The sequence below is a fragment of the Glutamicibacter sp. M10 genome, from assembly GCF_025452055.1.
Classification (GTDB): Bacteria; Actinomycetota; Actinomycetes; order Actinomycetales; family Micrococcaceae; genus Glutamicibacter.
Map to the genome: position 1 here is coordinate 2,009,889 of NZ_CP104918.1, position 22,425 is coordinate 2,032,313.

General features: G+C 57.8%; 22 protein-coding genes, 4 pseudogenes and 1 riboswitch. Of the genes and pseudogenes, 21 read left to right on the forward strand and 5 right to left on the reverse strand.

The annotated features are described in order from the left end of the window. The first annotated feature begins 78 nt into the window (after nucleotides 1–78). From def to hisF, 13 genes and pseudogenes are all read left to right on the forward strand, one after another. Entirely contained in the window at nucleotides 79–642 is a 564-nt protein-coding gene (def, locus tag N6V40_RS09840) for a peptide deformylase (protein WP_131088480.1), read from the forward strand. A 3-nt stretch (nucleotides 643–645) separates the two neighbouring features. After that, nucleotides 646–1,578, forward strand: a complete 933-nt coding sequence (gene fmt, locus N6V40_RS09845; RefSeq protein WP_262197492.1) for a methionyl-tRNA formyltransferase — start codon at nucleotides 646–648, stop codon at nucleotides 1,576–1,578. After that, on the forward strand, nucleotides 1,575–3,101 hold the full coding sequence (locus N6V40_RS09850; protein ID WP_131088478.1) for an RsmB/NOP family class I SAM-dependent RNA methyltransferase: 1,527 nt from the start codon (nucleotides 1,575–1,577) through the stop codon (nucleotides 3,099–3,101). Before fmt ends, N6V40_RS09850 begins: the two co-directional genes overlap by 4 nt. A 25-nt stretch (nucleotides 3,102–3,126) precedes the next feature. Beyond that, entirely contained in the window at nucleotides 3,127–3,789 is a 663-nt protein-coding gene (gene rpe, locus N6V40_RS09855; protein ID WP_262197494.1) for a ribulose-phosphate 3-epimerase, read from the forward strand. Nucleotides 3,790–3,830: 41 nt separating this feature from the next. Next, nucleotides 3,831–3,968, forward strand: a riboswitch (FMN riboswitch). Between the two features lie 114 nt (nucleotides 3,969–4,082). Then, a pseudogene (pnuC, locus tag N6V40_RS09860) lies at nucleotides 4,083–4,783 on the forward strand (nicotinamide riboside transporter PnuC). Nucleotides 4,784–4,795: 12 nt separating this feature from the next. Continuing rightward, nucleotides 4,796–5,071, forward strand: a pseudogene (locus N6V40_RS09865) (riboflavin biosynthesis protein RibD); the annotation flags it as partial. Between the two features lie 155 nt (nucleotides 5,072–5,226). After that, the gene (locus tag N6V40_RS09870; protein WP_262199716.1) at nucleotides 5,227–5,832 is read left to right on the forward strand and encodes a RibD family protein; all 606 of its coding nucleotides are present in this window, start codon (nucleotides 5,227–5,229) and stop codon (nucleotides 5,830–5,832) included. Nucleotides 5,833–5,864: 32 nt separating this feature from the next. Continuing rightward, a complete protein-coding gene (locus tag N6V40_RS09875) occupies nucleotides 5,865–6,488 on the forward strand; it encodes a riboflavin synthase (RefSeq protein ID WP_262197495.1) in 624 nt (207 codons plus the stop codon). Next, complete coding sequence (ribB, locus tag N6V40_RS09880) at nucleotides 6,488–7,735, forward strand: 3,4-dihydroxy-2-butanone-4-phosphate synthase (RefSeq protein WP_262197497.1); 1,248 nt, start codon at nucleotides 6,488–6,490, stop codon at nucleotides 7,733–7,735. The genes N6V40_RS09875 and ribB overlap by 1 nt, the downstream gene beginning before the upstream one ends. 27 nt (nucleotides 7,736–7,762) lie before the next feature. Beyond that, a complete protein-coding gene (ribH, locus tag N6V40_RS09885) occupies nucleotides 7,763–8,254 on the forward strand; it encodes a 6,7-dimethyl-8-ribityllumazine synthase (protein WP_262197498.1) in 492 nt (163 codons plus the stop codon). A gap of 71 nt (nucleotides 8,255–8,325) precedes the next feature. Beyond that, nucleotides 8,326–8,589 carry a phosphoribosyl-ATP diphosphatase gene (locus N6V40_RS09890; RefSeq protein ID WP_131088472.1) on the forward strand — a complete coding sequence of 88 codons (264 nt, stop codon included), beginning with the start codon at nucleotides 8,326–8,328 and terminating at the stop codon, nucleotides 8,587–8,589. A gap of 138 nt (nucleotides 8,590–8,727) precedes the next feature. Then, entirely contained in the window at nucleotides 8,728–9,576 is an 849-nt protein-coding gene (gene hisG, locus N6V40_RS09895; RefSeq protein ID WP_131088471.1) for an ATP phosphoribosyltransferase, read from the forward strand. Nucleotides 9,577–9,596: 20 nt separating this feature from the next. Continuing rightward, on the forward strand, nucleotides 9,597–10,367 hold the full coding sequence (gene hisF, locus N6V40_RS09900; protein ID WP_262197502.1) for an imidazole glycerol phosphate synthase subunit HisF: 771 nt from the start codon (nucleotides 9,597–9,599) through the stop codon (nucleotides 10,365–10,367). A gap of 55 nt (nucleotides 10,368–10,422) precedes the next feature. Here the strand turns inward: hisF and N6V40_RS09905 are convergent, their stop codons facing one another. The 5 genes from N6V40_RS09905 to N6V40_RS09925 form a co-directional block, all read right to left on the reverse strand. Next, nucleotides 10,423–11,232 (reverse strand): hypothetical protein, encoded by an 810-nt coding sequence (locus N6V40_RS09905; RefSeq protein WP_262197503.1) that lies wholly within the window; start codon nucleotides 11,230–11,232, stop codon nucleotides 10,423–10,425. A gap of 266 nt (nucleotides 11,233–11,498) precedes the next feature. Beyond that, the gene (locus N6V40_RS09910; protein WP_262197504.1) at nucleotides 11,499–12,017 is read right to left on the reverse strand and encodes a DUF6318 family protein; all 519 of its coding nucleotides are present in this window, start codon (nucleotides 12,015–12,017) and stop codon (nucleotides 11,499–11,501) included. A 414-nt stretch (nucleotides 12,018–12,431) separates the two neighbouring features. Next, on the reverse strand, nucleotides 12,432–13,076 hold the full coding sequence (locus N6V40_RS09915) for a DUF6318 family protein (RefSeq protein ID WP_262197505.1): 645 nt from the start codon (nucleotides 13,074–13,076) through the stop codon (nucleotides 12,432–12,434). A 262-nt stretch (nucleotides 13,077–13,338) separates the two neighbouring features. After that, the gene (locus tag N6V40_RS09920) at nucleotides 13,339–13,932 is read right to left on the reverse strand and encodes a DUF6318 family protein (protein ID WP_262197507.1); all 594 of its coding nucleotides are present in this window, start codon (nucleotides 13,930–13,932) and stop codon (nucleotides 13,339–13,341) included. A gap of 225 nt (nucleotides 13,933–14,157) precedes the next feature. Next, complete coding sequence (locus tag N6V40_RS09925) at nucleotides 14,158–14,799, reverse strand: TIGR03085 family metal-binding protein (protein WP_262199718.1); 642 nt, start codon at nucleotides 14,797–14,799, stop codon at nucleotides 14,158–14,160. Between the two features lie 134 nt (nucleotides 14,800–14,933). Between N6V40_RS09925 and hisI the strand changes: the two genes are divergently transcribed. The 8 genes and pseudogenes from hisI (at nucleotide 14,934) to lgt (ending at nucleotide 21,995) form a co-directional block, all read left to right on the forward strand. Then, nucleotides 14,934–15,335, forward strand: coding sequence for a phosphoribosyl-AMP cyclohydrolase (gene hisI / locus N6V40_RS09930; RefSeq protein ID WP_262197508.1), 402 nt, complete (start codon nucleotides 14,934–14,936; stop codon nucleotides 15,333–15,335). Nucleotides 15,336–15,369: 34 nt separating this feature from the next. Further along, a complete protein-coding gene (locus N6V40_RS09935) occupies nucleotides 15,370–16,941 on the forward strand; it encodes an anthranilate synthase component I (RefSeq protein ID WP_262197509.1) in 1,572 nt (523 codons plus the stop codon). Next, nucleotides 16,938–17,531 (forward strand): Trp biosynthesis-associated membrane protein, encoded by a 594-nt coding sequence (locus N6V40_RS09940; RefSeq protein WP_262197510.1) that lies wholly within the window; start codon nucleotides 16,938–16,940, stop codon nucleotides 17,529–17,531. The genes N6V40_RS09935 and N6V40_RS09940 overlap by 4 nt, the downstream gene beginning before the upstream one ends. A 154-nt stretch (nucleotides 17,532–17,685) precedes the next feature. Then, on the forward strand, nucleotides 17,686–17,934 hold the full coding sequence (locus N6V40_RS09945; protein ID WP_131088463.1) for an HGxxPAAW family protein: 249 nt from the start codon (nucleotides 17,686–17,688) through the stop codon (nucleotides 17,932–17,934). 1 nt (nucleotide 17,935) lies between these two features. Then, nucleotides 17,936–18,756, forward strand: a pseudogene (gene trpC / locus N6V40_RS09950) (indole-3-glycerol phosphate synthase TrpC). A 106-nt stretch (nucleotides 18,757–18,862) separates the two neighbouring features. Beyond that, nucleotides 18,863–20,209 (forward strand): tryptophan synthase subunit beta, encoded by a 1,347-nt coding sequence (gene trpB, locus N6V40_RS09955; RefSeq protein ID WP_131088461.1) that lies wholly within the window; start codon nucleotides 18,863–18,865, stop codon nucleotides 20,207–20,209. After that, the gene (gene trpA, locus N6V40_RS09960; protein WP_262197512.1) at nucleotides 20,210–20,992 is read left to right on the forward strand and encodes a tryptophan synthase subunit alpha; all 783 of its coding nucleotides are present in this window, start codon (nucleotides 20,210–20,212) and stop codon (nucleotides 20,990–20,992) included. After that, nucleotides 20,992–21,995, forward strand: a pseudogene (lgt, locus tag N6V40_RS09965) (prolipoprotein diacylglyceryl transferase). Before trpA ends, lgt begins: the two are co-directional and overlap by 1 nt. Nucleotides 21,996–22,425 lie beyond the last annotated feature (430 nt).

Genomic DNA, 22,425 nt, shown 5'->3' on the forward strand with positions numbered 1-22,425 from the left:
GCGTAGACTGGAACGGTTAGCATTCGTGAAAACGAAAGCTAATACCAATGTCAACGGCAGGGAAGGTACCAGCGGATAATGGCGATTTTGGGAATTCGGATCATCGGAGACCCCGTTCTACGCACGCAAGCGCAGGAGGTGACCGACTTTGGCCCGGAGCTCCAGAAGCTCGTCGAAGACATGGATCAGACGATGGAAGACGTCCATGGTGCTGGCCTCGCCGCGCCACAAGTGGGCGTTTCTCTGCGAGTATTCACCTACCAAATTGGCGAAGAACGTGGCCACATCGTCAACCCAGTGCTGGAACTAAGCGATGATTTTCAGGACGATCAAGTTGAAGGTTGCCTGTCCATCCCAGGTGTTGCCGCACCGGTGCCTCGTCGTCGGTACGTAAAAGCTAGTGGTTTTGATAAGTTCGGCAATCCGGTGCAGCTTGAAGGCGCCGACATGCTAGCCCGTTGCTTCCAACACGAAACGGACCACCTAGACGGGATCCTTTTCTTGGACCGTCTAGCACCAGAGGAAAAGAAGGCGGCCTACCGCACCCTGCGCGCAGCCAACTACTCACAAACCGCCAACGCTACCGTGCAAAAACGCGCTGGTGCCTTGGGGTCCAGCTTCGGCGCAGGGTTGGGGAACTAGAGCATGCGAATCCTTTTTGCCGGTACGCCGCAAGTGGCGGTTACTTCGCTTAATTACCTGCACGAAGCAGGTTTTGAGATCGCCGCGGTATTAACCCGCCCAGACGCACCTTTGGGGCGTAAGCGTGTGCTGACCCCTTCTGCGGTGGCAGCGCGTGCTGCTGAACTTGAAATACCGATCATCAAGGCAGCAAAAATTACCGAGGAAACCACCGCCACACTACGCGAGCTAAACATCGATGCTGCAGCCATTGTTGCTTATGGTGGCCTGGTCCCAGAGGCTGCCCTCAACGTACCAACGCACGGGTGGATCAACCTTCACTTCTCGTTGCTGCCTGCATGGCGTGGCGCGGCCCCGGTACAACACTCGATCATCCACGGCGATGACATCACCGGCGCAGTGACCTTCCAGCTTGAAACCGGGCTGGATACCGGTCCGGTCTTTGGCCAAGTAACCGAGCAGATCCACGAATTAGACACTGCCGGCATCATGCTCGAGCGGCTCAGCCAGTCCGGCTCCACCTTGCTGGTTCAGACCCTGCAGGCCTTGGATTCCGGGCAGGCGCTGGCTGTCGCGCAGTCCGGCTCGCACACCTATGCGCCGAAGATTACCGACGTTGACGCGCAGCTGGACTTCACTCGTCCAGCCACCGAAATCCGTCGCCGCGCGCACGGAACCACGCCGTTCCCAGGAGCCTGGGTTCAGGTTGAAGACAAACGCTATAAGTTCGGCCCACTGCGCGAGCATCGCGACCTGACCGATTTGGCGCCCGGCGAAGTACGCATCGAGGCGGGCAAACAGCCAAAGGTGTATATCGGCACCGCAACTTGGGCTCTTGAGCCCACCCAAATTCAGCCTCCGGGCAAAAAAATGATGAACGCCTCCGACTGGGCACGTGGCGTGCTCACCCAGGGAACGAAAGTGAGCTTCGCATGAGCGGGCAAGAACAACGCGGGGGATACCGCGACAACGAAGCACGTCGCAATGAGCAGGGACGCACCCGAAACCGTGGCGGTTCCGGGCCGCGTCAGTTCTCAGCGTCGGCTCCAGGCCAGCGCAAACGTCAGGCCAACCCTGCTCGACTGGTAGCCTTCAAGGTCTTGCGCGAAGTTTCCGGCGCCGATGCTTACGCCAACTTGGTGCTGCCAAAGCTGATTCGTGAGTATCAGCTGGACCGCCGCGACGCAGGTTTTGCCACCGAACTGGCCTACGGCGCATTACGTGGCCAGGGCTTCTACGACGCGATCTTGGCTACCTTGGTGGACCGCCCGCTCAGTGAGCTCGATCCGGCCATCCTAGATGCGCTTCGAGTCGGTGCACACCAGCTTTTGGCGATGCGCGTGCCAAAACATGCCGCCCTTGATGAGACCGTTTCCTTGGCCCGTGCACAGATTGGTGCCGGTCCATCCGGGCTAATCAACGCGGTGCTACGCCGTGTCTCAGCCCAAGAAGCCGACGCATGGATCCAGCAGCTGACCAAGGATGCAAGCTCGGATTCGCAGCGACTTTCCATCGAGCACTCACATCCGGACTGGATCGTCCGCGCCTTGCGTGGTGCGTTGATCGCTCACGGCCGAGATGCTGGCGAGCTCGAAGCGTTGCTGCAGGCCGATAACTTGGCCCCTTTGGTGAATCTGGTGGCCTTGCCAGGTCTTGGCGATCTTGAAGCTGCTCTTGAAGCTGGCGCTGAACCGGGCACCCTGCTCGCCGATTCTGCCACCTACAAGCACGGTGATGTGGCACGAGTTCCCGGCGTTAAAGAGGGCACGGTCCGCGTTCAGGATGCGGGCAGCCAGGTCATGGCCCGCGCCTTGGCCGGGATCGAATTGCCCGAAGCTGGCGAGGATCGCTACTGGTTGGACTTGTGCGCCGGCCCCGGCGGTAAGGCCGCACTGCTAGGCGCTCTTGCCGTCCAGCGTGATGCTCGACTGACCGCCAACGAGCCAACCACTCACCGTGCACGGTTGGTCGCCAACTCGTTGGATGCCGTACCGCACGATTACTGGATGCTGACCGAAGAAGACGGACGCACCTTCGGCGGGGCGGATTACACCGGGGACTACGACCGAATCATGGTTGATGCCCCCTGCTCAGGCCTCGGTGCACTGCGTCGTCGTCCCGAATCTCGCTGGCGCAAGGCACCTCGCGATATTCCTGAGCTGACCGCGCTGCAGGGCGAACTGCTGGACGCGGCGTTTAACGCGGTGCGCGTTGGTGGCGTCGTCGGTTTTGTTACCTGCTCGCCACATCAGGCTGAAACCCGCTTGGTGGTTGAGGACTTCCTCAAGCGCCACGAGAATGCTGCCCTGCTAGATACCGGATCGGCCGTGTCCAAGGTGATGTACCCTCAGGATGCCGACGCGTCCCATGCCCTGGGGGATGGAACCACGGTGCAGTTGTGGCCACATATTCACGGCACCGACGCCATGTTCATGGCCATCATCACCAAAAAGTCCTAGTTCACCCGAGTCACAAGGAGCACCTATGGGTCACCCACGGATTAATCCTTCGATCCTGTCCGCCGATTTTGCCAACCTCGCCAGCGAATTAGAGCGGATCCACACCGCCGACGGGGTGCACGTGGACGTGATGGACAACCACTTTGTCCCTAACCTCACGCTCGGCTTGCCGGTAGTCCAGGCCCTGCACTCGGTAGCCAAGCTGCCCATCGATGTGCACCTGATGATTGAAAATGCCGATCGTTGGGCGCCAGAATATGCGCAGCTCGGGGTGGATTCTGTCACATTCCACGCTGAAGCTTCCGCCGCTCCGATCCGGTTGGCCCGTGAGCTGCATGCCGCTGGTTCCAAGGCCTCGATGGCGTTGCGCCCAGCGACGCCGATCGAGCCCTACCTGGACATGCTCGGGGAATTGGACATGGTTCTACTGATGACCGTCGAGCCCGGCTTTGGCGGCCAAAAGTTCCTTGACTTGGTACTACCTAAGATTAAGCGCACTCGTGCGGCGATCGAAGGCACCGGAAGGCCCATCGCACTTCAGGTGGATGGCGGCATTTCGCGCGATACGATTTTGCGCGCAGCTGAAGCTGGAGCCGACGTATTTGTCGCCGGATCCGCGGTCTACTCAGCGCCTGAGCCATCGGCCGAGATCGACGTATTACGCAACCTTGCACTCGGTGGACACTGAGCCGGCGCAAATGTGCCACAATAACTTGTAGTAAACACGAATACGTGCTCCGGGGTCGGTGTAAGTCCGAACCGGCGGTGATAGTCCGCGACCCGCGTCCAAGGCCACAAGCCAAGGAAGCGGTTGAACTGGTGAAATTCCGGTACCGACAGTTAAAGTCTGGATGGGAGAAGCACGAATTTGATTTGCCTATTGGTACTGCTGATGACCCGTCAAGGGGCATCTGTCTAAAGCAGAGCCACAGGCCCATCAAATGCACACCCCGGAGCCGCCGCTTCGAGAAGGGTGAAATGATGGATTTCCTGCGGTGGCTCATAGAAGCTTTAACTCACAAATTGCGATCGGCTCCTCGGCACTTTTGGTGCGCGAAGTTGTTGGCAATATCTTTGGTCTGGCCAGCGCCGTTGGCGGCATGCGCCGTAAAGTCTGGGCCTGGCCGATCGGCATTATCGGCAACCTGCTACTGCTCACGGTCTTTTTGGGCAGCCTCTTTGATACCGGCTACACGGCCAACCTCTGGGGACAAGCCGGCCGCCAAATCATGTTCATCGCTGTGTCGATATTCGGCTGGTACCGCTGGAAACAGGCCAAAAATGGCACCGGTAACGCCGTCACCCCACAATGGGCATCCAATAAATCCCGCGTGGCGCTGGTAGCAATTTTGCTGCTGGGCACCGTCGCGCTCACTCCACTGTTCCGGGTCCTCGGATCCTACGAACCAGTGTGGGCCGATGCCTGGACCTTTGTTGGTTCGATGCTCGCCACCTACGGCATGGCCAAGGGTTGGGTCGAATTCTGGCTGATTTGGGTGGCTGTGGACGCCGTAGGTGTGCCATTACTGTTCTCCGCCGGCTACTACGCCAGCGCCTTTATGTACCTGTTCTACGGTGCTTTTACGCTGATCGGATTCTTCGTTTGGGCCAAGTCCAAACGCGACGAAAAACCCCAGATCGCCACCGACATGCCTGATCCGACGATCAGCACGCAACGCTAGGGGCACCAAGACATGGTGAAACCGCAACAGCTTGAAGCGGCGCTACGTACCGCGCTAGAAACCGCGGGGCGAGGACATCGAGGCGCCAATCCCTTGGTCGGTGCCTGCATTCTTGACGCCGGAGGCAATATCATCGCCACCGGCTACCACCTAGGTGCCGGCCACCCGCACGCCGAAGTTGATGCACTGCGTCGACTAGGCAAGATCGACCGTGCAATCGCTGCCGAACTGGCGATGATCGTCACCCTTGAGCCGTGCAACCACACCGGTCGCACCGGTCCCTGCGCGGAAGCGATCGCAAAGGCGGGCATCGGCCAGGTCTATTACGCGGTCAGCGACAATACCGCGGCCAGCGGGGAGCGGACTACCTGCGTAGCCGTGGCATTACCGCCACCCAGTTCAGCGACGATAGCGCAGCGCGAAACCTCAACCATCGCTGGTTTATGGCCAAGGAAGCGCAGCGACCGTTTATTACGGTTAAGCTCGCGCAGTCCTTGGATGGACGAATTAATGCGCCCGATGGCACCAGCCAGTGGATCACCTCGGACGCTTCGCGCAATCACGCCCACGCCCTGCGCGCCCGAGTTGACGCGATCCTGGTCGGGACAAATACTGCGGTGCTGGATAACCCACGGCTCAGCGCCCGAACCCGCGATGGTCAGCTGCATGCAAAGCAGCCGTACCGATTGGTCATGGGCCGCCGCGAGTTGCCTGCGGGTTTGGCGCTGGCTGAAACCCCGCAGTGGGAGCAGATCGCCACGCACGACGTACATGAAATCATCTCCCGCGCCAATGAGCTGGGCATCGGGCACCTGTTGATCGAAGGCGGGGCGACGGTGGCTTCGGCCTTTATCGCCGCTGATCTGGCCGACGAACTGTACTGCTACCAGGCGCCGTTGTTAATTGGCGCCGGGAGTAATTCGGTGAACCTGCCCACCACGACCTTGAGCCAGGCCCATAGCTACCGACTAGATGTTGCCAGCAACGAGTCGCTGACCCGGCTGGGAGATGACATCATGCTTCATCTTGAGCCATTGCCCCGGTCCTAGCGATCGCCCCACCAAATTTTTCAGGAGAAATAATGTTTACCGGAATTGTCACCGGCCAAGGCACCATTGAAGGAATCGAATCCTTCCCCGAGCAAGACCTGGCCGTACTCACCCTGCGCGCACCAGGGCACACCGAAGACCTAGGGCTCGGAGGGTCCTTGGCAGTTAACGGTGTCTGCCTGACCGCAACCGAACTTGATGGCGAAAAGCTGCGTGTGGACGTGATGGGTGAAACCCTGCGCCGCACCTCCACCGGTGATCTGGCCACCGGGGATCAGGTCAACCTTGAGCGCTGCACTCCAGCCGGTGCGCGCTTGGATGGCCACGTTGTTCAGGGCCACGTTGATACCGTTGGCCAGGTGTTGGCCCGTGAGGACCACGGACAGTGGACCACCTTCCGCATTTCGATCGACGACGCCTATGCACCGCTCACCGCCGAAAAAGGCTCCATCGCCCTTGATGGTATTTCGCTGACGCTCACCGGGGTGTCACCGGCCAGCAGTACAGGTGAACATTGGGTCGAAGTGGGGATCATCCCGATCACCCTGGCCGAGACCACCATGGGCTCACGCCAAGTCGGCGACAAAATAAACATCGAGGTTGACGTGCTGGCCAAGTACGTCGCGCGCCTGAACCAGTTCGGGGGCCAGCAGTAATGACCGGCTCTACCCTTGATTCCATCCCGACTGCGCTCGCGGCGCTGGCCGCCGGATCAGCGGTGGTGGTCGTGGACGATGAGGATCGCGAGAATGAAGGCGACATCATTTTTGCCGCCCAGCACGCCACCCGCGAACTGATGGCTTTCACCATCCGCTACACCTCCGGGGTTATCTGTGTTCCGATGCCCGCCGAGCGCGCCGACGCGCTGGGTCTGGGTCCCATGGTGGGCATCAACCAGGATGCTAAAGGCACCGCGTTTACCGTCACCGCCGATGCCGCCCAAGGCATCACCACCGGAATTTCGGCCGCTGATCGTGCGCTGACCACCCGTTTGCTCGCCGACCCGCACACCACGCCAGCTCAGCTTTCGCTCCCCGGGCACATTTTCCCGCTGCGCGCTGCCACCGGCGGGGTACTTAATCGCCGTGGTCACACCGAAGCTGCCGTGGATTTGTGCCAAGCTGCCGGGCTGGAACCGGTGGGCGTCATCGGTGAAATCACCAACGACGACGGCGAAATGATGCGCCTAGATGATTTGCGCACTTTTGCCGCCGAGCATCACCTGCCCATCATTTCCATCGACGATCTGGCACGCTGGCGCCGAGTTAACGATGAAATTGAACTGACCGATCCGATCAAGCTGCCCACCGCATTTGGTGATTTCACCGCACGAGCTGCCACCGCTGAAGGCCACGAACATATGGTGCTCAGCCACAGGGGACCTAACGGTTCTGCGCCGAGTAACCTAGTGCGGATCCATTCCGAATGCCTGACCGGCGACATCTTTGGCTCCTACCGTTGTGATTGTGGCGAACAGCTACACGCTTCGATGGCACAGATCGCCGCCGAAGGTGGGCACATCATCTACATCCGCGGACACGAAGGTCGTGGCATCGGCTTGGCCAACAAACTGCGCGCCTACGCCCTGCAAGAAGCCGGCATGGACACCCTGGATGCCAACCTGCACCTTGGCTTCCCGGCCGACGCTCGTGAATATTTTGCCGTGGCCGCCATCCTGCGCTCCATGGGGATCGACACTATTCGGCTGCTGAGTAACAACCCGGACAAACAAGAAAAGCTCACCAACGCCGGCATCACCGTGGACGAGCTAGTCGCCCTGCGCATCACGCCACGTGAGCAGAATTCCGCCTACCTGCACACTAAGCAGAGCAGGTTTGGGCACCGCTTGGATCTGCCGGATGTACTGACTGAAACCGAAGACAACGCCTACCACGGCGCCTAATTTCACTACTTGCAAAGGACGAAGTTCATGAGTAAGCACGGAGCACCAACCAACGTTACCGATCAGCTAAAAGATCTGGCATCGAGCAAGAAGTTCTCCAGTCTTAAGGTTGCGATCCTCGCCGCAAGCTGGCACGAAGTCATCATGGACGGACTTATTAGCGGCGCGCAGCGTGCTGCCAAAGACGCGGGACTCGAACAAAGCACCACGCTGATTCGTGTTCCTGGCACCTTTGAGTTGCCGGTTGCCGCAGCGAGTCTAGCCAGCGAGTACGACGCGATCATCGCCCTCGGTGTGGTCATCCGCGGTGGCACCCCGCACTTTGACTACGTCTGTTTATCCGCGACCAACGGCTTAACTAATGTGAGTGTTGACACCAAAACTCCTATTGGGTTCGGCGTTCTCACCTGCGATAACGAAGAGCAGGCACTGGAGCGTGCAGGCTTGGAAAACTCCAGCGAAGACAAGGGATACGAAGCGTATTCGGCAGCGGTCATGACCGTCGCGGCGCTGGGGTAGCTATCGGCTGGCCCGTCACAAAGGGGCACGCAAATGTAGCTACCGACATGAACGGGGCTAAGATTGGTAGCGTGAAAACTTTTGACGAGCTCTTCAGCGAACTATCGCTCAAGGCACAAGAACGCCCGGAAGGCTCTCGTACCGTCACCGAACTCGACTCTGGTGTCCACGGCATCGGTAAAAAAGTTGTCGAGGAGGCCGCCGAAGTTTGGATGGCTGCGGAGTACGAAACTGACGAGGCCGCTGCTGAGGAAATCTCCCAGCTGCTCTACCACCTTCAGGTTCTCATGATCGCCAAGGGAATGACCTTGGCCGACGTTTACAAGCATCTATAGCCGTAGCAGGTGCTCGACCGGGTCGCACTAGACCCGGTCATCCACCTTGCACGGCAGAAACAACGGCCAACGAATCTAATCCTTGGCGCTTGTTTATGGCTGAACGCCGCAGCGCCACACTGACGAAATGAGTCAACAATGCTCCGCGTAGCCCTACCCAATAAGGGTGCCCTGTCTGAAATTGCTTCCACTATGTTCAAGGAAGCCGGCTACCTCCAGCGCCGCGATACTCGCGAACTGGTCCTAGTCGATGAGGAAAACCAGGTTGAATTCTTCTACCTGCGTCCCCGCGATATCGCCGTTTATGTTGGTCGTGGCATCCTCGATGTTGGTATCACCGGTCGTGACTTGTACCTAGACGCTGACGTGGACGACGACGTCGAAGAGAAGCTGTCTCTCGGCATTGGCAAGTCCACCTTCCGCTTTGCCGCTCCGATCGGTTCCTTCAACGACGCACAGCAGCTCAACGGCAAGCGCATCGCCACCAGCTACGACATCCTGTTGCGCAACCTGCTCAAAAAGGCCGGCATCGAAGCATCGATCGTTCGCCTTGACGGCGCTATCGAGTCCTCGGTCCGTCTTGGCGTGGCCGATGCTATCGCCGATGTTGTCGAAACCGGCAACACCATCAAGGCTGCGGGCATGGAAATTTTCGGCGATCCGCTGCTGAAGTCTGAAGCCGTCTTGATCGGCCGAGTAGGCCACAAGCCATCCGGTCTTGACGTGCTCATCCGCCGCCTCAACGGGGTGCTTGTAGCCCGCCAATACGTCATGCTTGACTATGACGTGCGCCGCGAACAGGCTGAGGAAGCGTGTGCCCTAACCCCCGGTCTGGAGTCGCCAACCGTCTCGGATCTGGCCAACTCTGAATGGGTTGCCGTTCGCGCGATGGTCAAGAAGTCGCAGACCAACAACATCATGGATGAACTCTACGACGTGGGCGCTCGCGCCATCTTGGTCAGCCAGATCCACGCCTGCCGCATCTAGTAGATAAGGAACGTCCTTCGATGAGCGTTGCAATTCGTGTTATTCCTTGCCTCGATGTTGATGCCGGTCGTGTTGTTAAAGGCGTGAACTTTGAGGGTTTGCGCGATGCTGGCGATCCTGTTGAGCTAGCCCGCCGGTATAACGATGCTGGTGCTGACGAGCTGACCTTCCTGGATGTCACCGCGTCCAGCTCAGCCCGCGAGACTACTTACGAAGTGGTGCGCCGTACTGCCGAAGAGGTCTTTATCCCGCTGACCGTCGGTGGTGGCGTTCGCGCCGCTGAAGACGTTGACCGTTTGCTTCGAAATGGCGCTGACAAAGCGTCCATCAACACTGCTGCCGTCACTCGTCCGGAGGTCATCAACGAGATCACCGAGCGCTTTGGCTCTCAGGTGCTTGTACTTTCAGTTGATGCCCGTCGCACCGACGATCCGAAAATCGCTTCGGGATTTGAAGTGACGACTCACGGCGGACGTACCGGTACCGGAATGTGTGCCGTTGCATGGGCCAAGGAAGCGGCCGAACGCGGCGTGGGCGAGATCCTGCTCAATTCAATCGACGCCGATGGCACCAAGGACGGGTTCGATCTGGAAATGATTCGTGCGGTTCGGGCTGCCGTATCGGTTCCTTTGATCGCTTCCGGCGGAGCAGGCAAACCTGAGGACTTCCCGCCAGCTATCGAAGCCGGCGCGGACGCAGTTCTCGCTGCGTCAATCTTCCACTTTGGTCCGAAGGACATGATCGCTCAGGTGAAGCAGGCGATCCGCGACGCGGGTTATCCAGTTCGCTAGTCTCTGATCGCTAAAACGCCCAGTCCGTTTGGACTGGGCGTTTTGGTTTAAGGACTTAGTCATTGGCGATGAGTTCTTTCTTTGTTCGCCACACATCCATGGGCAACGTGTTGCTTGGCACCGCTGCCTGTCCCGGAATGGCCTGCCAAGGGCCTCCGTCGACGCTGAATTCGCCGCGGTAGAGCGTTGTTACTCTGACCCCAAATTTGCCTGTTTTAGTGTACGCGTGACTAGTTTTTGTTTCTTCGCGCAGTGTATGCGACGGCATGGCCTCGCCAGGGAAATTCAGGTTCCTAGTGGCACCATCGCCATAGTTCCAGTTCCATTGGATCGGGATGGCTTTGATCCGAACGTCTGCCTCGGAAATTTCAGACTTGAATTCCTGCGTCTCGTTACTTGCCCAGAAATGAGTATGACCGTTACGCAGAGAGAACTTGTTCGGCGTGCTCTGAATCTTCGATCCCTTGATCGGATATGAACGGAACTTTTCCGGCGTAATCCTAACCTCGGCTTGTCGTTCGATTTCATCCTCAGATAACCCAGAGGGCGGCGGATCGCCGGGGCAATAATTTTGACGAGTCAGATATTTTCCGTCCAATGTGTAGATTTGCAGGATTATCGGATAGGTACCGTCGGGGCATGGCTTGACATCGGGATTGCTGTCACAGCCAGTCAAGTTCTCTAGTCCCGGCGCACATTCATTGTATTCATGTACCTTAAATCTGGGCCGTTTTGACTGGTTTTTAGTTGAGTTTGAGTCTTTATCCGTTGGCGGCGAGTACCATTTCTCTCTATTGTTACCGTCTTTCTTCGACTTATCTTTGTGGCATTCAGTGGATCCTTCCGATATGTTATCCGTTTCCATCTGGGTAAGATACTCACCACACGCCCGTGTAGGCGCTACTGCGCTTTGGTGAAAAGTAATTAGGAACAGTGCCAGTATTAGCTGTGAGGCGTATACAAATGGAGTTGATTTCAGCATCTAGGACGCTCCTGAAATCTTGTCAACTTTCCATTTATTGCTATAAATTAGCTCAATTATCAGGTCCTTTTTGGGTATCGCCTTGAGCTTGCGGTCCTCAACATTCGCTTGTTTGTAACCGATGCTTGAGTCCACCCAATATCGGACGGTCACTGCTGCACGCTTCGAAGTTGGTCTGAAAGAATCAACAATCCTATGGTGGTGTTTTCCCCTACTTGCCAGGCATCGATCTCATTACCGAGGTCGGCTGGATCGATTATTCCTACGCCGCAGACTTCGCACTGCCGCGTGGTCACGAGCTTTATTTGCTTTGTATCGTAGGTCTCGCCAACGAAGTTGACGAGATCAAAGTAATAGTCCACGAAGGCGGCAGCACCCTTTTCGGAGTTTCTTGTTGCTTCTGCCGGGAATTTGGGTGTCGGGACGTTAACTGCCGGCCCACTGGCCGATGCCGGTCTATAAGAAGGCGTGGGCTTCGGACCGCTGGACTTCGCGGTCTGACTAGATTCGCTGGGCCGAACAGAAGTTGTTGTCCCATTAGGCTGTTGTTGATCTTCAGGTCCGGAGACACAACTGCAGAGCGTAAGTGCGACCACGCTAGCCAGTAACAAAGCTTCTCTGATCCGCATTTCTCCTCCAACATCTTGGTGAATTCTGTTTTGCGCCATCCTATGCCTTCAAACTTGCTTTGTGGAGGGTTCCGAGGACTTGTGGACTACGAGATGCAGACTCTGGAATCTGTCTTGCGGGCCCTGAGAAACCAAATAGTTTGGATGATGGGGTAACGGGGGAGTTCTCCCGTAGTTGAAATTCGCTGAGGGGGACCACAAGCATGTGAAAGCTTAATTTTCATTACGAGCACCATGTTCACAGCCCCGGTGTCACGCTGCATTCAGTGCGGTAGCACTTTCAATTGCCTCAATTTTTTCGTGACAAATATGTGCAGGAGCCTGGAACCATGGCATTAGCGGGCCGTTGATAGACATTGGGCCTGTACTTGAGTTGACCTAATCCAGTACCGCGTATCAAGAGAAGATGCTTCACTCGCATGGCCAGGACGATCGTGGTGATATCAAGCGACATCACCTGGTCTCTTTAAAGTGGACTGCATCTACTTTCCAGCCCGAATCGTATTCGAGACTGAGAGCGGCAACTTCTGAAGTCGTCTTGGGATTTCGCGACTCAACTTTTCCTGGAGTGGTGTAGAAAACGGATTCAGCTACTTCGAACCGTACAGATACGGTCGCTCTGTCCTTTGAAGGTTTGTAGTTGTTGACCACCTTGTATGTGTGCTGACCACCTACCTGCCATGTGCCTGTTATTTGTGCTCGCCCGGCAGGGTCGATCAAGGCTGTGCCGCAGATTTCGCACTTACGTTGTGAATATTTCTTCAATGGTTCTGGATCGTTTGTCTCAACGGTGTAATTGATCAAGTCAAAATAGTTCTTAGCGAAGGCGGACGCACCGGATTCTGATTGTTCTTTTGCGGCGATAGGAAGCCCGGGCACAGGTACATTGACTGCTGGACCTCTTGCCGTACCTGGTTTGTATTTTTTCGAATTCGCTGATGTTGGTGCGGAGCTGGGGGATTTGGGTGCGACACTTGCTGGCGCTGGTTCGCCCGAATCAGAGTTGGATGCCGAAGGAGGAGCCCCGTCTGCGCTACAGCTAGGGAGCAGAACTACGATTGATAAATTGACAGTCAGTTTCGGATACTTCACTGCCATCTCCCATAGGCCTTGGCGTTTCAGTTGGCGTTATCCAATGCCTGAAGTCATCTTGCGATGACGATTCTTAGGAATTTGTGGAACATTGGTCAGAGCCGACAAAATGAAGCTCCGGAATCTGGCCGTTGTTGGTGTTCCTGAAGAATAGACCTATAACTTTGTGAGTTGTCCTGTCCTACGAGGGGTAGAGCAGGATGCAGAGAAACAATCCGGAGCAGGTCATCAGTCTGCCCCGACTACCTTGTAGACGCGCCAACCTTTATCAAATTCGAGATCGAACGCTAGCCGGTTGGGGGGCAAGTTCTTCTAGCTCTTCTTGGACGATTCGTGGTGACGAGTATATTTTTGCCGTGTCTGCTGTGTATTCGACGGTCACAATCGCAACGTTCTTGCCGGATATAAATGAATCGAGAATGGTGGGATGGTGTTGGCCCCCGACTTGCCATTCGCCGGATTTTATTGCGTTCTCAGCTTCATTAATGATCGACCGATTGCAAAGCTGGCATTCTTCGGAGGAAAGGCGCTTGACCGCTTTCGCGTCATTGGACTCGATGGTGTAATTCAGTAGGCCAAAGTAATACTCGACAAAGCTTGATGCGCCTTCTTCGGTAAAATTTCTTGCCTCGATTGGCATTTTAGGCAAAGGAACATTTTTCGCTGGGCCCTTTGATGAACCTTCTTGATATACCGGCGAGGCATTGGCCGAAGGGCTCAAAATCTTATCTTCGTCGGATTTGGATGTCGACGGTGAGCTTGCTGCGCTTGGCGAAGAAGGGGAAATAGTCGTATTTCCGGTACATCCTGTAAGGACGCAGATCGCACCAAGCGTTACGAACAATAGTTTTGTGATGCCCATTTCGGTATCGCCCCGCATCTGTGATGATCTTTGGTGAACCACATACTATGCGTTTGAGCGTTCGATGCGTAGGGGCGCCGATAGAGGTGGAGTTCCACTCACGGAATCTGTAGCAGCTGTTTTCTGGCTTGACTGAAGCGCTTGACCGGAATGTCTGAAGGGTTTCGCAGTTCTCGAATTAGCCGAACTCAAGTTGCCACTCGGTGCGAACGCGGTGAAGACTGCCTAGAACCCCGGCTTGAAACCCTTGACGATTTCTAACGCGGTTTCTCCGCCTTCGAAGAGCACGAGGCTCTGATCGATGCGGCCGAAACCGTAGAGCATCAATTCGGTGACTGGACCGGTGATCGACACGGCGTTAGGTGCCTTCTTAGCCACGTGGCGCTGTCCATCGGGACGGGTCAGTATGATGCCGACCGGTGCCTTTCGGAAGAGCACACGCGACATGCGGGTGAGGGACTGCCAGAGCATCTCGGTGTACTGCTTGTCCAAGACGCGAGGAGCCCATTGGCCACGTGCACGTCGAACATCTTCGGTGTGGATGAAGTACTCGGAGAGGTTGGCAGCTTGATCGAACTTGTCGATAACAAACGGGGAGTACTTGGCCGGACCGGCGCGGAAGGTGCGAATCAGCGAGGCATAGCGTTCGGGGGACTGCGCGGCATTTGCCAGCTCGTCCACCTTGGCCTCAAGCTTCTTCGACAGCGGTTTGAACACAACCCCTGCGGCAAGGACGGATCGCTCGCGAATCACAAGGTGCGCGGCAAGATGACGGGTTTCCCACCCGTCACAAAGAGTGTCGGCGGTAGGGCCCGCGGCAAGCAGGGTCTCGGCCAACGCAAGTCTGGAAGCTTGAACTAAGTGCATCACTTTCGAAACTAGCACGCAGTGAGCATCGAATTGTGCAATGCGCGAGTAGTGTCGCCCAACTCCTGTGATGTGTCCAAGAGCAGTACGTCATAGGGAGCTGGAATACAGCCAAAACCAGTATGCTAAGAGGGATGTCTACTTCTAACGACGGCTCGAATCTGAGCCCCGAATCCCAAAGCCTGGATCCAGCAATCGCCGATCGACTTAAGCGCGACGGCAACGGACTGGTTGCGGCCATCGCACAGCAATATGACACCGGCAAGGTGCTCATGCTTGGTTGGATGGACGACGAAGCACTTCGCCGCACCTTGAGCACCGGACGCGTGACCTTCTACTCGCGCTCGCGACAGGAATATTGGCGCAAGGGAGATACCTCCGGGCACTACCAGTTCGTCAAATCTGTCGCACTGGATTGCGACGGCGACGCCTTGTTAGTGCAGGTAGATCAAGTTGGCGCTGCCTGCCACACCGGAACCGAATCCTGCTTCACCGACCGCGGCCTAGATGCCGTGGTCGGGAACCGTCCGGAATAAACTTCCCGACTGAACACGTAGAAGAAGAACACAGATGAAAACTCTCGGCAAAATTTCCTTATCGCGCGAACAATTTGCCACCATGGCTGTGGACCGTCGCGTCATTCCCGTCACGATCACCGTGCTCGCTGACTCGTTGACCCCGATCGGGCTGTACAGAACCTTAGCCCAGGGACGCCCGGGCACCTTCCTGATGGAATCCGCCGCTCCGGGTGGCGTGTGGAGCAGGTACTCGTTTATCGGCGTCAATTCGCCGGCGACCCTGAGCACACGTGGGGGAGAAGCGTACTGGCAGGGCCATGCTCCCGAAGGGCTACCCAACGGTGGCATCGGCGTTGAAGTTCTGCGCGACACCGTTCGCACACTCAAAACCGAACCAGTACCCGGGATGCCTCCGCTGACCGGTGGCATGGTCGGATTTGTCGGCTGGGACTGCGTTCGACACTGGGAGAAACTGCCTGTGCCGCCCGTGGATGACCTTAAACTCCCTGAGCTGAGCATGAACCTCGTGGCGGATATGGCCGCGCTGGATTCTGCTGAGGGAACGGTGACGCTGATCGCCAACGCCATCAACTTCGATGGCAGCGACGAGCACGTGGATGAGGCCTACGATGGAGCCGTCGCGCGCCTGCAAGCCATGCTTGATCAGCTCGCGCAGCCGGTAGAAGCCACCGCCTCGGTGCTTTCTGGCACCGATGTGCCTCGCGAAAAGCTGATGGACGCGGTGACGCATTCGTGGGCCGAAAACGAGTACTTGGAAGCGCTGGCCAAATCTAAGACGGCGATCGTCGACGGTGAAGTCTTCCAAATTGTGGTCTCCCGCCGTTTTGAGCTTGAGACCCAGGCCGATGCGTTGGACGTGTACCGCGTGCTGCGTGCGACCAATCCGAGTCCGTACATGTACCTGTTCAATTTTGAGAACGAAGATGGCGAAGCGTTCGAAATTGTCGGCTCCTCACCCGAGGCACTGGTGACCGTCAACGATTCTCATGTGGTGACACACCCGATTGCCGGATCTCGTCCGCGTGGGGCCAACTACGAAGACGACCAGCTCTTTGAGAAGTCGCTGATCAACGACGAGAAAGAACGCGCCGAGCACCTGATGCTGGTAGATCTTTCGCGCAACGATCTGTCCCGGGTCTGCCAAGCTGGCACCGTGGAAGTCACCCAGTTTATGGAAGTTGAACGCTTCAGCCACATCATGCACCTGGTCTCCAACGTGGTGGGCAAAACACGCGATGACATCGACGCCTACGATGTGCTGGCCGCGACTTTCCCCGCCGGAACACTCTCCGGGGCGCCCAAGCCCCGAGCACTGCAGCTACTCGATGAATATGAGCCGTACCGCCGCGGAATTTACGGTGGTGTGGTTGGCTACCTCGACTTTGCTGGGGATATGGATATGGCCATCGCCATTCGTTCGGCACTGCTTAAAGGCGGGCGAGCCTATGTGCAAGCCGGAGGCGGCATCGTGAACGACTCAAAGTTCGAAGACGAAGCGCTGGAAACCGTGAATAAGGCAGCCGCACCACTACGCGCCGTCTGGGCGGCGCAGTCGATGCACGCCGCACACACCATCAACACCGAACTAGGTGAAGGCAAGTGAAAAAACTAACGAGCGCCCGTTACCTGGCCCTACTGGGTGTACTGGGAGCGCTGCTGGGCTTTTGGTCCGCGACCCGCACCTGGATCACAGTGGACGTGAAGGCAACCTCGGTGCAGATCCCGCAGGTGGTGATTGATGGTGCTGACGCTGCGGCGTCGGTGACCGCCGTTGCTGTGGTGGTTTTGGCTGGTTCGCTCGCGCTGCTGATTGCCGGCAAAATTTCGCGTTACATCATTGCCGCGCTGAGCCTGTTGGCTGGTGTGGTGGCGATTACCGCCGGTATCGGTGCTTTGACTGATCCACAGTCCGTGGCCGCCACAGCGGTTTCTGAAGCCACCGGCCTGGCCCAAAATGCCGGAGATTATGCACTCACTCCGTGGCCAGCGGTCGCGATCTTGGCTGGTGCGGTAATGGCCTTGCAAGCGGTGCTGATTTTTGTCTTCGCCGCTCGTTGGCCTGCCAAAGCCAGCAAGTACGATCGCCAAGTCGCTAAAAAGGCCGACATCACCGACGATGATTCCTCCCGCAACATCGCCAGCTGGGAACAGCTTTCGGCCGGTGAGGACCCGACATCTGAACCACGCTCGTAATCTTCGGTGGTGATTCGCGCCACCGATTTGAAACGAAAGCCCGCGCAAATAGGATGTGACCGGGCACTGATGGCAGAATAGTTCTTGAAGACCATCGCCGCCGGCCAGCATCCAAAGGCCGCGGCGCAGTAACAAACATGAGGAGAGCGCGAGAATGTCGCAGAACACCGAGATCGATCCGGTCTACGCCGAAGAGATTGGCCACGGTAACTCCATTGCAGCGTGGAGCTGCGTGCTGATCATGACCCTAGGTTTTGTCGTTGGCGGCATTGCTTTTGCGCTCCTAGCTTGGCCAATTGTTTGGGTCGGCTGCGGCATCGTAGTTTTGGGCCTGATCGTCGGCGCTATCTTGAAGGCAGCCGGTTTTGGTGTGGGTGGCGCCCGTAGCGGAGCAGCACACTAAATTGAGCGTTCTTGATGACATCATCGCGGGCGTCCGGGAAGACCTGGGCGCCCGTCGCGCAATCAACGACCTAGCCTCGATCAAGGCCGCTGCCGCACAGGCTGCCCCTGCCCTCGACGCCTTTGCGGCTTTGGGCGGTGCCCCGTCGGGCGCGCGAGACACCACACTGCGGGTGATCTCCGAGGTTAAGCGAAAGTCTCCATCCAAGGGCGCGCTGGCGGACATCGCCCAGCCTGCGGTCCTCGCGGTCGAATATGAAGCCGGCGGCGCAACGGTAATTTCGGTACTCACCGAAGCCCGGCGCTTTGGCGGTTCGCTAGAGGATTTGGACGCGGTCCGCGCCGCGGTGCAGATCCCGGTGCTGCGCAAGGACTTCACGGTCGAGGAGTACCAGATTTATGAAGCTCGCGCCCACGGGGCCGACCTGATCTTGCTGATCGTTGCGGCCCTGGACGATCAACAGTTGGCCACGTTCCTTGAGCTGACACATCAGTTGGGCATGAACGCGCTGGTGGAGACGCACACCGAAGAAGAGATTGCGCGTGCGATCAAACTCGGTGCCAAAATCATCGGTGTTAACGTGCGCAATTTGAAGACGCTCGACGTTGATCCGGCAAACTTTGCACAATTGGCTCCGCTGATTCCGCTGACGCGGTGATCGTCGCCGAATCGGGGGTTGAATCCACCGAGCAGGTCACGCAGTACGCCAGCGCTGGAGCCGACGCGATCCTGGTGGGCGAGGCACTGGTGAAACACGCCGAACCGCGTGCCACGGTCGCCGAATTCATCACCGCTGGGACCCAGGCCAAACCGCAACGCTAAAAGCCGCGGGGGCAACCAGCACAAACTTTTTCGTGCCCCGTTGGATCTTCCGACGGGGCACGAGACATACCACGAATCAAGTTTCGTTCAAGAAAAGAGGGAATCGATGAGCACCCCGGAGAATTCCGCGCAAGGCCAGTCAATCGATGCACAGTCGCTCAGGCACGCCAGTGGCCCTTATTTTGGAGCCTATGGTGGCCGATGGATGCCCGAGTCCTTGATGGCCGCCATGGACGAACTGAACGAGACTTTTGAAGCCGCCAAAAAGGACCCTGAGTTCATCGCGGAGGTCAAAGACCTCAACAAGAACTACTCCGGTCGACCTTCCCTGCTCACCGAAGCCAAGCGCTTCTCCGAGCAGTACTGCGGCGGCGTGCGGATCTTCCTCAAGCGTGAGGACCTGAACCACACCGGTAGCCACAAAATTAACAACGTGCTCGGCCAGGCACTGCTAGCCAAGCGCATGGGCAAGACCCGCATCATCGCTGAAACCGGTGCGGGTCAGCACGGCGTCGCCTCGGCCACCGCGGCAGCGCTGATGGGACTCGAATGTGTGGTCTACATGGGCGCTGAGGACACCCGTCGTCAGGCACTAAATGTCGCCCGCATGCGCCTACTGGGTGCCACCGTTATCCCGGTGACCGTGGGCAGCCAGACGCTGAAAGACGCGATCAATGAAGCATTGCGCGACTGGGTAGCTAATGTGGAGAACACCCACTACCTGTTGGGTACGGCCGCTGGTGGAGCACCCTTCCCGGCGATGGTTCGCTACTTCCACGAGGTCATCGGCGACGAGGCACGTGAGCAGATCCTGGCTCAGACCGGGCGCCTGCCGGACGCGGTCACCGCATGTATCGGTGGCGGCTCCAATGCGATCGGCATCTTCCACGGGTTCCTTGATGACCCGAGCGTCGAAATCTACGGTTTTGAAGCCGGCGGCGACGGGGTGGATACCGATCGCCACGCTGCCACCATCACCCTGGGTCGTCCCGGCGTGCTGCACGGCGCCAAATCGTATTTGATGCAGGACGAAGATGGGCAGACCGTTGAGTCCCACTCCATCTCGGCCGGTCTGGACTACCCAGGTGTTGGCCCCGAACACGCCTACCTCTCTGACATCGGACGGGTGAGCTACGAGCCGGTCACCGACACCGAAGCGATGGACGCGTTTAAGGCGCTATGCCGCACCGAAGGCATTTTGCCGGCGATCGAATCCGCCCACGCACTGGCCGGAACCATCCGCCTGGCGCAACGCAAGGTGGCTGAAGGTGTGGTCCCCGAAGAAACCATCATCATCGCGAACCTCTCTGGTCGCGGTGATAAGGACGTGGGCACCGCTGCAGCGTGGTTCAACATGATCGACGAACAAGACGCTGAAGCTGAAATCAACGCTGCCAATTCGCAGAACTCCGGCGCACAGAACTCCGGCTCACAGAACTCTGAGGAGAAGTAAATGACCCGCGTGATGAGTGCCGCGAAGATCGCCGCTGCCCGTGCCGAGGGCCGACCAGCCCTGATCGGTTACCTGCCAGCTGGCTTCCCCGATGTGCAGACCAGCATTGATGCTGCCGTCGCACTGGCCGAAAATGGCGTGGACATTATCGAGATCGGCATTCCCTACTCCGATCCGGTGATGGATGGCCAGGTCATTCAGGAAGCCACCGTGCATGCTTTGGCCAATGGTTTTAAGGTGTCGCAGATTTTTGACATCGTGCGTGGCATTACCGAACGTACCGACGTCGCAGTGATGGTCATGACCTACTGGAATCCGGTGTTGCGTTTGGGCGTGGACGAATTTTCCCGTCGTTTTGCCGAAGCTGGCGGCGCGGGACTCATTACCCCGGATCTGGTTCCCGACGAGGCCGCTGAATGGATTGAAGCGAGCACCAAGTACGATCTGGAACGCGTCTTCTTGATCGCACCATCGTCCACCGAAGCCCGCGTGCAGCGCACCGTTGACGCATCCAGCGGCTTTGTTTACTGCGTATCGCTGATGGGCGTCACCGGCGCTCGCTCCTCGGTCTCTTCGGCCGCCCAAGCGGTAGTCGAGGCAGCGCACAAGGCCGGCGCAGAAAACGCCTGTGTTGGCTTGGGCGTTTCGCGCCGCGAGCACGTTGAACAGATCGGCGCCTACGCGGACGGCGTGATTGTCGGTACCGCCTTGGTTGCCGCTCTGCGCGACGGGGGAGTAGCTGCGGTAGGAGAACTCGCTGCACAGTTAAGTGGTCGAGCCTAATGTCCTTCGCTGCACAGCTGGCACTAGCGGTGCCAGCTTCCATCCCCTCGCCACCGGCGGAGTTTTCTAAGTTCAGCATCGGGCCGCTGACCATTCACGCCTACGCGCTATGCATTTTGCTGGGCATTCTTGTCGCCCTGTGGCTGACCAATAAGCGCATGCAGGCCCGTGGTGGCAACTCCGATATGCTCTGGGACATTGCCATCTGGGCGATCCCCTTTGGCATCGTGGGCGGCCGGCTGTACCACGTGTTGATCACCGACCCGATGTACTACTTTGGGTTGGGCGAGCAACAAGCGCACTTGGCCGAAATCCCGCAGCTCTGGCTCGGCGGACTAGGCATTATGGGTGCGGTATCACTCGGCGCCCTCGGTGCGTGGATCGGCTGTCGACGAACCGGTGTGCGGCTTTCGGCCTTTGCCGACGCGGCAGCTCCGGGCCTGCTCATCGCCCAAGGAATCGGACGCTGGGGCAACTGGTTTAACCAAGAACTTTTGGTTCACCAACCACCCTGCCATGGGGACTACAGATCGACCCGAACAGCTACAACTTCCCTGCAGGACTGCCCGCGGACACACTGTTCCACCCGACTTTTTTGTACGAGTCGCTGTGGAACGTGGCCGGCGCGTTGGTGCTCATCGCGCTGGATCGAAAGTTCAAGCTGCGTCGCGGTGCGCTGTTCTGCTGCTACATGATTTGGTACGGCATCGGACGTACTTTCACCGAATCCCTGCGTTTGGATCCGGCCGAAATTATTCACATCGGCCCATTGGGACTACGTGTTCACCAGTGGTTGGCGATCGCTTTGGTGATCGCCGGTGCCATCGCGCTCAGCCTCGTGCTGGCCAAGCTGCGCGGGCAGAACGTTAACCCGTTCTTCCTTCCGGGCCGCGAGCCAAAGGCAGAAGTGGCGCATGACCAGGATGTAACTGGTGATGAACCACCGGCAGCAGCAACCGAAGCAGCCAAGGACCCGAAGCATCTGGGCAAGGACCCGCAGTAGTCGCACTGCCTAGGGCATTTGGTTCGTCGGGCATCAATAGGTGCCATTGAGTGGCCGGCAAGCACATACTCTTGCCGGCCATTGCCATACCGTTTGGCGCCACTGAACTTCGACCAACGGTTTCATGACGCGCGAAGCGTGAAGTATGGCGAAATCTAGCAAAAAAGTTAGAGCCAAATTTGCCCGGGCCCGCGATAAGGCTCGGCAACATGTTCGAAACATTGCCGATACCCGAAAAACGGTAGACAACAACGGGTTTTCGGCTCCCGATCGGCTTTGCAACCGGGCCGAAAAGTGTGGCGTACACCCTAGTTTTTAACATTTTCGAAACACAAACGGTCGCACTTGAGAAACAAAAATTGCGTAACGTGTGATGTTGGCATCGTAGCGGGCCCTCAACCCCCTGGAGCGGACCTGCGATGCAGCACCA